Below are 12,158 nucleotides of genomic sequence, written 5' to 3'. Positions count from 1 at the left end.
TCTCCAAAATTAGCGAACTTAGTTCCATCGATTTGGTACGGCTCAGAGGGGGCAGGTCATGATAAAGATCAATTCGCACTTTTTTGCACGCCCGTGATTAATCTGTTCCAACACCGTACAGATCGCATTGAAGTGGTGTCTGGTCAACCCGAATTCCATTTGGTGCCTGACAAATCAAGGCCTTTAGATTACGAAGTGTTCAGCGTTTCTGAGCTGGCGGGGCAAGTGGCCGGATCAACCGAGTCCAAAATATTCCGGCCCATGTATCAAACGCTCAACCAAGACGAAGGAAATCACGGTCGGTATTTTTCAGTTCGTCGAGAGCAGCGCATGGCTTCGGATTCTTCAAGAAAATACGGGACACGCACCCCTTATGTGGGCACAGAGCTGTTTCTCAGCCTAGTGGACCAGCATGAGGCACCGTATAGCCAAGAGTTGCGATACCTCTCGGTTCAGGCGCTTTTGACCAATCGTGACTTGCCTCGACTGGTTCCTCGGAATGGATATTCTGATTTAACGGTTGTGGACTCCGTGCCTGTGTGTGCTGTCGGGTTGATCCGTCCACCCTCTGCGCCGAAAGCGCCTTTTGCACAAGGTGAGTTAGCTTGGCGTTTGATTCGCCAGCTTGGGTTTAACTATTTGCCGTTGTCCGACATGCCTCACCGCGAAGGTGCACAAGCTTTGCGTGACATGCTTCGGCTGTTTGTGAATTCAGATGACTTGATTTCAAGCAAACACATTGATAGTTTGATCGGCAGTCAAGTGCGTCCTGTGACACGACGCCTCCCTGGCGCAGGTCCGCTGGTGTATGGCCGCGGCATGGAGTGCCATCTCAGTGTCGATGAAGACGGTTTTAGCGGCGTCAGTCCTTATCTTTTTGGCTTGGTGCTTGAGCACTATTTGGCACGACATGTCTCTATCAACACGTTCACGCAAACCAAACTTGAGTCCATGCAGCGCGGTCAAATTTGTATGTGGCCCGTTCGCATGGGTACCCGAGGGGGCGCATGATGCCGTCCTTTGACAAGTCTTCTCAGCCAAAAGATGTGATGTTGCTGGAGGCGCAACAACAGCCATGGCGACATGGCTTTTTGACACTGATGCGCATGTTGGATGCACATGCCAAAGATGCCCCTCACATTGGGCAAAGCCAAAGGCCTCAGCAAGATAATTTTCGATTAGGGCAGCAAGCCAGTCTTGCTTTTGCCCCTCGCGAAATTGCGCGTGTGGTCGAAAAAAATGGAACGCCACACATTTATCTCTTTGGTCTGGGCATGTTGGGACCGAATGGCGCACTGCCCATTCACTACACAGAGCAAGTGCGTGAACGGACCGAGGCGCGCCGTGACCAAACCTTAGCCAATTTTCTTGACATCTTTCATCACAGATCGTTCACCCATCTCTACCGCGCATGGGCGCAAAGCCAAGCGGCGGCAGGGCTGGATCGGGTTGAAGATGAAGCCTTCACCAACTATGTAGCCCGTTTGACGGGCGATGAACCAAGCGAGCTAAGACATAGCCCATTACCGCCCCATGCCAGATGGGCCAGTGCTGCGCACCGTGTACGTGGCCCGCGTGACCCTGAGGGTTTGGTCAGTTCCCTCAAGCGCTTCTTTGGCGTTCCCGTCAAATTGGATGAGTACCGATTGCAATGGATGCCTATTGAGCCGCAAGACAGGTGTCAATTGGGGATGTCCAATGAGTCTGCCATGCTAGGTTTGGGCGCGATGGTAGGTGAGAAGGTGCCTGATCGCCAAACACGATTTTGCTTGACCATCGGCCCATTGAATATGGATGCTTATTTGCGTCTAACTCCTCAAGGCTCTGCCAGCGGTAAAGACTTACCAGCCTTGGTTGAGCTGGTACGTTCTTTCATCGGTTTCGAATACGTATGGGAAGTTGAACTTTTGATTCGGAGCGATACGGCACCCGCAAGCACCTTGGGTGGTGGGACGCAGCTGGGGTGGTCCACTTGGATGGACCAACAAAAAACAACCACAACCAAAGCCATTACGGGCATGGTGCTAGAGCCAGAGAATTACGTGCTGAGCCACTGACAAATCATGACCTCATTCAAACAACTTTTGCAAACCATCATGGGCAGTGAAAAAAACATGGTGGACATTCAGATACCCCCCGAGTGGTTAGACCCTATCAATGCACAAGAGCCATGTGGTCCATCGTTAGATTACGACACTGAGTTTGCAGTTTTACAAACACGGCTAGCCCCTAAGGCCGATGTGCAATATGGAGATTTTTCTGCGCAACCACCAACGTTGGATTGGAAAGATATAGAGCGCGACAGTCGCCGATTGCTTTTACGAAGCAAAGACATTTCGGTGTTTATATGGTTCATGCGCGCACGTTGTCATGTGGCGGGGGCTATCGGCTTGTTGGAGGGGGTACTGGGCTTGCAGCAAGTGCTTGAAAAATTCGAGCAGCATGTTCATCCTCAACCCCACATTGAAGGCATGCATGACCCCGCCGTGAGAGCCAATGCCATAGAAGCCTTGTGTGACCCTGAGGGCCTACTGGGGGATATTCGTGATGTGGTGATTTCTGCATCCACCGCGTTGCGCCTTACCGTACGTGATGTGGAGCGCGCATTTGCATTACCAACGCCTGCTTATGCACTTGACACAGATATGGTTCACCGTCAGATTGAAGATTTGTATCAGAGCAAAGACACAACATTGTTGGCCCTAGTCGGTTGTACTCAAAGTATTGCACAAATCAACGCATGGGCGCAGCGCCATTTGAAAGAAGACGCTCCGAATCTTCAGCCAATTTTGAAGCTATTGCGTGTCTTGTTGCCTCAGAGTCAGAGACATACACAGGTTGAGCCCACACCCAGCCCTGTGTATCTCACGCCACAACAAAATCAGCCCCATACAGCGCTCATTCTGGAATCAAGCCCTGTCAGTCATGCATTGCCAGCTTTGAGTAACGCAGACCAACGTGAACAAATTCGACGCTCTTTAATCCAGGTGCGTGAATGGATTGAACGTAACGAACCCAGCAGTCCTGTTGCTGTTTTGCTCAAACAAGCTGAACGCATGTGGGGCAAACGGTTTTCTGAAGTGGCTCACATCATTCCGTCAGATCTTTTGCAGGCTTGGGATCAAGATTAAAAGCCTTGAATTTGGCGCGCGCCAGATGTAATTTCTTGTAGCTGTTGATCAAGCGGTGGTGCCTGTCAAGCCCTTCTAGTTTCATGCTGGTTGGCGTTAAACCGAAGAAACGCACGGTGCCATCCACAGATCCCATGACGGCGTCCATCCGGGTGTTGCCAAACATCCGGCGGAAATTGGCTGCATAGGCTTCCTGTTCTAGGTCTGGATCAAGCTGCACTTCCAACACCACGTTCAGAGCTTGGTAAAACAGTTTGCGTTCCACCGTGTTGTCGTTGTATTGCAGGAAGGCGCCTACAAGTTCTTGGGCTTCTTCAAATTGCTTCAAGGCGAGATGAATCAGCAGCTTCAACTCAAGCACGGTCAGCTGGCCCCAATCCGTGTTCTCATCAAACTCGATGCCGATCAACGTGGCAATGTCAGAGTACTCGTCCAGCTCGTTGTTCTCTAGTCGATCCAGCAGCGCAGACAAGTTGGCATCGTCCAAGCGGTGTAAGTTCAAAATATCAGCGCGGAACAACAAGGCTTTGTTGGTGTTGTCCCAGATCAAGTCTTCAACCGGATACACCTCTGAATAACCCGGCACCAAAATTCGGCAGGCGATGGTGCCCAACTGGTCATGCACTGCGGTGTAGACCTCTTTGCCCATGTCTTCGAGAATGCCAAACAAGGTCGAGGCTTCTTCTGCATTGGAGTTTTGACCTTGGCCAGAAAAATCCCACTCTACAAATTCGAAATCCGCTTTGGCACTGAAAAAGCGCCACGACACGATGCCACTCGAATCAATGAAGTGCTCCACAAAATTGTTGGGCTCGGTGACCGCATTGCTCTCAAATGTGGGCGGTGGCAAATCGTTCAGACCTTCAAAACTGCGCCCTTGTAGCAGCTCGGTGAGACTGCGCTCCAGTGCCACTTCAAAGCTGGGGTGTGCGCCGAACGACGCAAACACCCCGCCTGTGCGTGGATTCATCAAGGTGACGCACATCACGGGGTAGGTGCCGCCCAGTGAAGCGTCTTTGACCAATACCGGGAAGCCCTGTTCTTCCAGACCTTGAATGCCAGCCAAGATGCTGGGGTATTTGGCCAACACGTTTGCCGGCACGTCGGGCAAGCAAATTTCACCTTCCAAGATTTCACGCTTGACGGCGCGTTCGAAAATTTCGGACAAGCATTGCACCTGCGCTTCGGCCAGCGTGTTGCCCGCGCTCATGCCGTTGCTGACGAACAAGTTTTCGATCAGGTTGGATGGGAAGTACACCACCTCGCCATCTGACTGGCGCACGTAGGGCAGGGCGCAGATGCCACGTTGCGTGTTGCCAGAGTTGGTGTCGATCAGGTGCGAGCCACGCAGCTCGCCATCGGGGTTGTAGATGTTGAGGCAGTACGTATCCAGAATTTCTTTGGGCAGCGCATCCTTCTTGTTTGGCTTGAACCAACGCTCATTCGGGTAATGCACAAATTCTGAATTGGCAATGTCCTCGCCCCAAAAGGCACCCGCATAGAAATGGTTGTTGTTGAGCCGCTCGATGTATTCGCCCAGTGCGGACGCCAATGCGCTTTCTTTGGTTGAGCCCTTGCCGTTGGTAAAGCACATCGGCGAGTGCGCATCGCGGACATGGAGTGACCACACATTTGGAATGATGTTGCGCCACGATGCAATTTCAATCTTGATGCCCAAGTCCGCCAAGAGGCCTGACATGTTGGAGATGGTTTGCTCAAGAGGCAGGTCTTTCCCCGCGATGTAGGTGCTGGTGTCAGATGTGTGTTTCAGCGTCAGCAACGACTGTGCATCTGCATCCAAGTTCTCGACTTCTTCAATGACAAATTCAGGCCCTGCTTGCACCACTTTTTTGACCGTGCAGCGATCAATCGAATTCAAAATACCGCGGCGGTCCACCTCTTGGATGTCTGGCGGCAGCTCAACTTGAATCTTGAAAATCTGTTGGTAACGGTTCTCGGGGTCGACGATGTTGTTTTGCGAGAGACGAATGTTTTCGGTCGAGATATTGCGTGTGACGCAATACAGCTTCACAAAATAGGCCGCACACAAAGCCGATGAGGCTAAAAAATAATCGAAGGGGCCAGGTGCCGAACCATCGCCTTTGTAGCGAATGGGTTGGTCGGCGACCACTGTGAAGTCATCGAACTTGGCTTCTAGGCGAAGCTTGTCGAGAAAGTTGACCTTGATTTCCATGGGGGGTATTTGAAAAATAGTACTCAAAATGATGTGGCAGTCATCATTCGCCACCACGCAGGTACCCAGTATATAAAGCCGGACCCAAACAGCGATGGGTTGAGCAAGAACTGCATGCAACCCAATCACCCCACTGGAGGTTCAGATAAGCGCTGCCTATGCTCAGGCTTTTTCGCCCAAACGCCCATCGCGGAAGTCGCTCAAGGCTTGGTAAATCTCATCTTTTGAATTCATCACAAACGGACCGTATTGAACGATGGGCTCTTTGAGGGGTTTGCCGGAGATCAGAATCAGCTTGGCATCGGCACTGGCTTCGATGACCACGCTATCGGCCTGTGTTGTATTCGCCAAAATGGCCATGCGTTGCACGGGGACGGTTTGGCCGCCAATGGTGACTTCGCCACGGTACACATACAAAAATGCGTTGTGATCGGCTGGCAGCGTTTGCTCAAAGCGTGCGCCTTGGGGCATGTGCACATCCAGGTACAGCGGCTGGGTGATCTCACGGGTCACGGCACCCTGCACGCCGTGGCTGGCCCCGGCAATGACCGTCACTTCCACGCCGGCTGGCGTTTGCAGCTTGGGCAGCTGATCGTTTTGAAAATCGCGGTACCAAGGCGCGTTCATCTTTTCGGTGCTGTGCAGGTTCAACCAGAGCTGAAAGCCCTCCATCACGCCTTCTTCCTGTTGTGGAATCTCGGAGTGAATCACACCTTTGCCAGCAGTCATCCATTGCACGCCGCCGTTCTGCAGCAAGCCTTCGTGGCCGGCGCTGTCACGGTGCAACATGCGCCCGGCAATCATGTAGGTGACGGTTTCAAAGCCTCGGTGAGGGTGGTCAGGGAAGCCGGCGATGTAGTCATCGGGCTTGTCGCTGCCAAATGCATCGAGCATCAGAAAAGGGTCAAGTCGGTGCTGTAAGTCTTGCGTGAGCACACGGTTGAGCTTGACGCCTGCGCCGTCTGAGGTGGCCTGGCCTGTGACCAAACGTTCGACGGTACGAGAGACGGTCACTGCGTGTGTGGGGGTGCTGTTTGACATGGTGGACGGCCTTTGAAAATTGGATGAGCCTGTGCGGCTGCTTGGTCATAGTTTATTCATCACAGTCTGCTACTCATCCGTCGGTGGGTCTTGGGATGAGCTTATAAGAAACCATCTTTCCGCTCGCATTGACCTTGGCCAACACCAAATCACCAGAGGCGATGTTCTCACCCATGAACTCATAAATATTCACATGGTGAGTCACCAATATGAGTGCCTTGGCCCCTTTTGTTTTGACTTTTTCAGAGATGAAGCGCTCAAGCGCTTGCGTTGTGTCCTTGGCTTTGCGCATGTCATCAAAGAACGAGGCCAATGACGCTTCCACTTTGAAGCTGTCAAATTTCAAAAGTTCAGCGGTGTCTTTGCAGCGGCACCAAGCACTTGAATGCACCTCGGCCGCTTTGATGCCTTGTCTTCTTAACCAGTCGCCAATGGCCGCAGCGTGTTGGCGGCCTTCGGCACTGAGATTGCGCTGAGTTTTGCAGTCGTCTAGTGTGTAATTGCTAGGGTCTCCAATACCAGGGGCTCTGGTGTGTCGCATCAACAGGACGTAATCAGATGATTGCAGTTTTTCTGACAAGTCGCTGGCGTGCGAGCACAGAGATGCCAGTAAACACATGCCACTGACGATGATTTTTTTCCAGCGCATACCGTTTCCTATGTGGGTGTTATTCATGACCTGTACGTCAATGACCGTGTGACATTTCCCAATGGAAACCTCATTTGGTATTGGCTATTTTTTGGGCCATCAGGACCATCGCAGGCAAGGCGAGCATCCATGTGAATGCCAGCACAGATACATGGATGATCGAAATTTCGAATGACGCAGCGCCCAACTTTGTGCCTGCGTAATAAGAGAGTGGACCAAAAATTAATCCAACGAGCGCAGAAACAAGCAATGCCCTTACTTTCAAGAAAGCCAGGGAGACGTTCAAAGTCATGGCAAACATCACCCAAAGTGCCCATAGCCAAAACGGGCTGAGAGCCCCGAGTGACCAGCCGTAAAAATGGATCACTGAAAAATATTGCAACAGCGTGTCTATGGCGATGCCCATCACAAGCACGCCACTGGCGAGCTTCACTTCTTGCCAAGGGTGTTCAACGTAGAAGAGGTGGGCACATGCGAGTGCCATGCAAAAGACAAGCGCAGCTATTTCCATTCCTTGACCAACACTTGCGACACACGCCCACCAAGCGACTTGAAAACCGAGGGCATTTATTAGATATAGACGATGCATGCCAAATTCTAGAAAGACTTCGCGAGTTCTTCTGTCGCGTTTGAAATAAGGGTTCGCATCGCTCCGTGAGCGATTGCCGTTGCGTGGTACGTGCGCTAACCCCTGGCAGTGAAACCTGAGTTGCTGTACAAAGGACTCCTTCATTCTTCATACGACAAGGTGACTTTATGGACAACGCCATTCACCGTTTCAGTGAACTCTTTGCGCAACTGGGCTTGGCCAATGATGCGAAAAGCATTGCCAGTTTTTTGATAGAAAAAGCGCCGCTGCCTGGACACATCAGTCTGCCGGATGCGCCTTTTTGGTCTCATGCGCAGGCCTCTTTCCTGCGGGAAGCATTGGCTGACAACGCGGATTGGGCTGAGCTGGTGGATCAGCTGAATGAGGCTCTGCGCGCACCCTAAACGAGCAAGTTCAAATCAAAGGCCTGAGTGCTTGCGCTGTTTGTTGCAGCAAGGGCAGCCAGCGTGTCACCAAATCTGGCGCATGCGAGGTGGTGTGGCTGCGCACCAAGTTCAAGGCGGCGATGGTGTCGCCGCGTTCGTTGCGCAGAGGTACAGCCAAGGCTTCGACGCCTAGTTCATGCTCTTGGTCTGCGGCGCAATAGTCTTGCTTGGCAATTTGTTTCAGTTTTTTCACCAAGTCTTTCGGCTGGGTGGCCGTGTTGGCCGTCAATCGGCTCAAGGGGTTGGCTTTCATCCACGTTTGCAGTTGTGCCGGTGCCAGGTTAGCCAACAGTACCTGTCCGGTGGAGGTGGCGTGTGCGGGGAGTCGTGTGCCAACGTGTAGGCCGTAGGCCAAGACGTTGTGGCTGGCTTTGGTGGGCAAGTCCGGCCCTTGCCAGATCCCCCGTGCCACGATGATCACGGCATCGTTTTGCAGCACTGCGACCGAGCAAGAGAGCTGTGTGGCCAAGCTCAACTGATGCAAGGTGGGCTGCACCGTCCGCGGTAAGCGTGCGCCTGACAGATAGCTACCTGCAAAACCCAGCACCTTGGCTGATAGCCAGTAATACTGACCATCGGTTTCTAAGTACCCCAGGTGCGTCAGTGTGAGCAAATGCCGGCGTGCAGCGGCACGTGTGAGACCCGTGCGCTGCGCGGTCAAGGTGGCGTTGAGGCGTTGACGTTCTGTGTCGAAGCTTTCCAAAACGGCCATGCCTCGGGCCATGCCTTCAATCCAGTCGGCTTTGTTCATGGTGTTTGGGGTAGATGTAGGTTGCGCGATCATCGTGCATCTATTCTATTCATCGCGCAGGATTCCGTTTTGGGATTTGCGCTAGATCAAACGGGCCTTTAATCTCACGGCACTTCTAAACTCACAAGGATTTGAGACATGCGTACACAAGTGGTGATTGTTGGTGCAGGCCCATCGGGCTTGTTGTTGGGCCAGCTCCTGCACAAGGCGGGCGTGGATGCCGTGATTCTGGAGCGCCAAAGCCCAGACTATGTGTTGGGCCGTATCCGTGCCGGTGTGCTGGAGCAAGTGACCTTGGACGTGTTGGCGCAAGCCGGCGTGGACCAACGCATGAACAAAGAAGGCTTGGTGCATACTGGCTTTGATTTGTTGTTCAAAGGCGAGCGCCACCGCATTGACTTGTCGGGCCTCACGGGTGGGCAAAAAGTGATGGTTTATGGCCAAACCGAAGTGACCCGCGATTTGATGGATGCGCGTCAAGCGGCAGGCTTGACCACCATCTACGAAGCGGACGATGTGCAGATTCACGACTTCGACAGCGACCACCCCAGCGTGAGCTACAGCAAGAACGGTAAAACCCAGACCATCAGCTGCGACTTCATTGCCGGCTGCGATGGCTTCCACGGCGTGTGCCGTGCCAGCGTGCCGCGCAAATCCATTCAAGAGTTTGAGAAGGTCTATCCCTTCGGCTGGTTGGGCGTGTTGTCAGACACACCGCCTGTGCACGAAGAGCTGATTTATGCCAACAGCCCCCGTGGCTTTGCCTTGTGCTCACAGCGCAGCCTCACACGCAGCCGCTATTACTTGCAAGTGCCACTGACCGACAAGGTAGAGCAGTGGAGTGACGACGCATTTTGGGGTGAGTTGCGCAACCGCTTAGACCCAGAAGCGCGTGAGAACTTGGTGACTGGCACTAGCATTGAGAAGAGCATTGCACCGCTGCGTAGCTTTGTGACTGAACCTATGCGCTTTGGCACTTTGTTTTTGGCTGGTGATGCGGCCCACATCGTGCCACCTACAGGCGCCAAGGGTTTGAACTTGGCCGCTACCGATGTGAAGTATTTGTCAGATGCGCTCATTGAGGCGTGTGTCGAAAAATCACACGCAGGCATCGACCATTACTCCACGCGCTGTCTGGCGCGCATTTGGCGCGCCGAGCGCTTCTCGTGGTGGTTCACCAGCTTGATGCACCGCTTTCCTGATCAAGGTGAGATTGGTCAGAAGTTTCAAGAAGCTGAGTTGGACTACCTGATCCACAGTGAGGCAGGTTCGCGCACGGTGGCTGAAAACTATGTGGGTTTGCCGCTGAATTTTGGCGAATAAAGCCCCTTGAGCTAGGCGATGACAACTTTTGTTGTCGTCGCCTTTTTCTATTTCTAGTTATTTCTCGTCGTAAGTCATAACAGAATTGCATATCTGCTAGATTCTGTTTGTGATGCTGGAAGTCTGAATCCGTCGAGAAAATTAGCAAGCAAAATCAGAAGATCCAACAGAGGAGCATTTATGAATGAAAACAAGACGCCAACCCATGGCGTCGATCGTGTCTTGCAGCGCTTGTGCGATGCCAGCGCCACCATTGGTGGTGTTGTGCTGGTCGCCATTGCCTGTGTGACGGTCGTCAGCGTGATTGGTCGCGCCTTCTTCTCGCATCCCATCTTGGGTGACGTGGAGTTGGTTCAGTTGGGTTGTGCGGTGGTGGTGGCGTCGTTCTTGCCCTACACACAATTTCGCAACGCCAACATCATTGTGGATTTTTTCACCTCCAACGTGTCTGAGAACACCCAAACCAAACTCGATGCGTTTGGCACCTTGCTCTACACCTTGGTCATGGCCTTGGTTGCTTGGCGCGTGGCCGTGGGTGGTGTGGATATCCGCGCCTCCCAAGAAACGTCCATGCTGATGGCGTTGCCACTGTGGATTCCCTATATGTTGATGGTGCCAGGCTTGGTGCTGTGCTCGGTGATTGGGTTTGTTCAAACCCTGCAACACCTGGGTCTGATTGCGAAGGAAGAAGTATGAGCACGATGAGTATTGGTTTAGCCATGTTTGGCGCCATGTTGGTGCTGATGGCCGTTCGCGTGCCGATTGCGATTTCTATGTTTGTGCCAGGCGCGTTGGGCTACATGGCCTTGTCCGGCTGGTTGCCTTTGATGTCGCACCTCAAGGGCGCTGTTTACAGCCGTGTGTCGATTTACGACTTGTCGGTCATTCCTTTGTTCATGCTGATGGGCGCGTTCGCCGTGCACGGCGGCTTGTCCAAAGCCTTGTTTGACTTTGCCAACGCTTTGCTGGGTCGTTTCAAAGGCGGTATGGCCATGGCCGGGGTTTTGGCATGTGCCGCGTTTGGTTCGATCTCGGGTTCGACTGTGGCCACTACCGCCACGATTGCGCAAGTGGCGTACCCTGAGATGCGCCGCATCAACTACTCGGGTCGACTCGCGACTGCTGCGTTGGCCACGGGCGGCACGATGGGTGTGTTGTTGCCACCGTCTGTCACGTTGATGGTCTATGCCATCTTGACTGAACAGAACATCACCAAGATGTTCTTGGCTGCTTACATCCCAGCGTTGCTGGCGGCTGTGGGCTACCTGATCGCCATTGCGGTGATCGTTCGCATTCACCCCGACCAAGCGCCTCAAGCCAAAGCAGCCACAGCCAGTGAGCTGATGACCACAGCCCTGAACGTGTGGCCCATTGCTGCCATCTTCTTGGTGGTGTTCGGCGGCATCTACGGCGGTGTGTTCACGGCGACCGAGGGTGCGGCCATTGGTAACGTGCTGACATTTGCCATCACCTTGCTGCGCCGTGAGATGACGTTTGACAAACTGGTGGCCTCCATTCGCACCACTGCGCAGACCAGCGGCATGATCTTCTTGATCTTCATCGGTGCAGACATGATCAACGCCTCCTTGGCCTTGTCCCAGCTGCCCGCGCAGTTGGCCGACATGGTGGGTCACTTGCAGATCTCACCGTTGGTGGTGATGGCTGGCATCATGATTTTCTACATCATCCTCGGCTGTGTGATGGATGAGATGTCCATGATCTTGTTGACCGTGCCGACCTTGTTCCCCGTGATTTTGGGCATGGACTTCTTTGGTTTGAATCCTTCTGACAAGGCCTTGTGGTTTGGTATCCTGATCCTCACCGTGTGTGAGATCGGCATGATCTTCCCGCCTGTGGGTTTGAACGTGTACATCATGAATGGCTTGGCCAAAGATGTGCCCATGGTCGAGACCTACAAAGGTGTTGTACCGTTCCTCATCACAGACGGCATTCGTTTGGCGTTACTGATTGCGTTCCCTGCCATCTCGTTGTGGCTGGTGCACGCGCTGACTTAATTTTTAACTGGAGACAAAA

The 12,158-nt window shown here is 53.0% G+C and carries 11 protein-coding genes and 1 pseudogene; 7 read left to right on the top strand and 5 right to left on the bottom strand.

The genetic code is table 11. The features are described from left to right. Nucleotides 1-60: 60 nt before the first annotated feature. The 3 genes and pseudogenes from tssF to B9Z44_RS02280 all read left to right on the top strand — a co-directional run. Nucleotides 61-1,011: pseudogene (gene tssF / locus B9Z44_RS02290) on the top strand (type VI secretion system baseplate subunit TssF); the annotation flags it as partial. After that, nucleotides 1,008-2,057 carry a type VI secretion system baseplate subunit TssG gene (tssG, locus tag B9Z44_RS02285; protein WP_211308674.1) on the top strand — a complete coding sequence of 350 codons (1,050 nt, stop codon included), beginning with the start codon at nucleotides 1,008-1,010 and terminating at the stop codon, nucleotides 2,055-2,057. The pseudogene tssF and the gene tssG, both read left to right, overlap by 4 nt. A gap of 6 nt (nucleotides 2,058-2,063) precedes the next feature. After that, nucleotides 2,064-3,131: a type VI secretion system protein TssA gene (locus tag B9Z44_RS02280; RefSeq protein ID WP_108401595.1), complete on the top strand. Its 1,068-nt coding sequence runs from the start codon at nucleotides 2,064-2,066 to the stop codon at nucleotides 3,129-3,131. Here the strand turns inward: B9Z44_RS02280 and B9Z44_RS02275 are convergent. The 4 genes from B9Z44_RS02275 to B9Z44_RS02260 all read right to left on the bottom strand — a co-directional run bounded on the left by B9Z44_RS02275 (nucleotide 3,091) and on the right by B9Z44_RS02260 (nucleotide 7,604). Then, a complete protein-coding gene (locus tag B9Z44_RS02275; protein ID WP_108401594.1) occupies nucleotides 3,091-5,325 on the bottom strand; it encodes an OsmC domain/YcaO domain-containing protein in 2,235 nt (744 codons plus the stop codon). The genes B9Z44_RS02280 and B9Z44_RS02275 overlap by 41 nt on opposite strands. Before the next feature lie 162 nt (nucleotides 5,326-5,487). Continuing rightward, nucleotides 5,488-6,366, bottom strand: a complete 879-nt coding sequence (locus B9Z44_RS02270) for a pirin family protein (protein ID WP_108401593.1) — start codon at nucleotides 6,364-6,366, stop codon at nucleotides 5,488-5,490. Nucleotides 6,367-6,439: 73 nt separating this feature from the next. Then, nucleotides 6,440-7,042, bottom strand: coding sequence for a histidine phosphatase family protein (locus B9Z44_RS02265; protein ID WP_108401592.1), 603 nt, complete (start codon nucleotides 7,040-7,042; stop codon nucleotides 6,440-6,442). A 43-nt stretch (nucleotides 7,043-7,085) separates the two neighbouring features. After that, the gene (locus B9Z44_RS02260; RefSeq protein WP_170108460.1) at nucleotides 7,086-7,604 is read right to left on the bottom strand and encodes a DUF2878 domain-containing protein; all 519 of its coding nucleotides are present in this window, start codon (nucleotides 7,602-7,604) and stop codon (nucleotides 7,086-7,088) included. Between the two features lie 167 nt (nucleotides 7,605-7,771). Here B9Z44_RS02260 and B9Z44_RS02255 point away from each other — a divergent pair, with 167 nt between their 5' ends. Continuing rightward, entirely contained in the window at nucleotides 7,772-8,008 is a 237-nt protein-coding gene (locus B9Z44_RS02255) for a DUF2789 domain-containing protein (protein WP_108360030.1), read from the top strand. Between the two features lie 10 nt (nucleotides 8,009-8,018). Here the strand turns inward: B9Z44_RS02255 and B9Z44_RS02250 are convergent, their stop codons facing one another. Continuing rightward, on the bottom strand, nucleotides 8,019-8,801 hold the full coding sequence (locus tag B9Z44_RS02250) for an IclR family transcriptional regulator domain-containing protein (protein WP_233246948.1): 783 nt from the start codon (nucleotides 8,799-8,801) through the stop codon (nucleotides 8,019-8,021). A 138-nt stretch (nucleotides 8,802-8,939) separates the two neighbouring features. Between B9Z44_RS02250 and pobA the strand changes: the two genes are divergently transcribed. The 3 genes from pobA to B9Z44_RS02235 all read left to right on the top strand — a co-directional run bounded on the left by pobA (nucleotide 8,940) and on the right by B9Z44_RS02235 (nucleotide 12,139). Further along, nucleotides 8,940-10,124: a 4-hydroxybenzoate 3-monooxygenase gene (gene pobA / locus B9Z44_RS02245; protein WP_108360028.1), complete on the top strand. Its 1,185-nt coding sequence runs from the start codon at nucleotides 8,940-8,942 to the stop codon at nucleotides 10,122-10,124. A 180-nt stretch (nucleotides 10,125-10,304) separates the two neighbouring features. After that, nucleotides 10,305-10,820, top strand: a complete 516-nt coding sequence (locus B9Z44_RS02240; protein WP_108360027.1) for a TRAP transporter small permease — start codon at nucleotides 10,305-10,307, stop codon at nucleotides 10,818-10,820. Continuing rightward, on the top strand, nucleotides 10,817-12,139 hold the full coding sequence (locus tag B9Z44_RS02235) for a TRAP transporter large permease (protein WP_108360026.1): 1,323 nt from the start codon (nucleotides 10,817-10,819) through the stop codon (nucleotides 12,137-12,139). The genes B9Z44_RS02240 and B9Z44_RS02235 overlap by 4 nt, the downstream gene beginning before the upstream one ends. Nucleotides 12,140-12,158 lie beyond the last annotated feature (19 nt).

This window comes from Limnohabitans curvus, from assembly GCF_003063475.1.
Lineage (GTDB): Bacteria > Pseudomonadota > Gammaproteobacteria > Burkholderiales > Burkholderiaceae_C > Limnohabitans > Limnohabitans curvus.
This window is presented reverse-complemented; position numbering and strand designations above follow the sequence as displayed.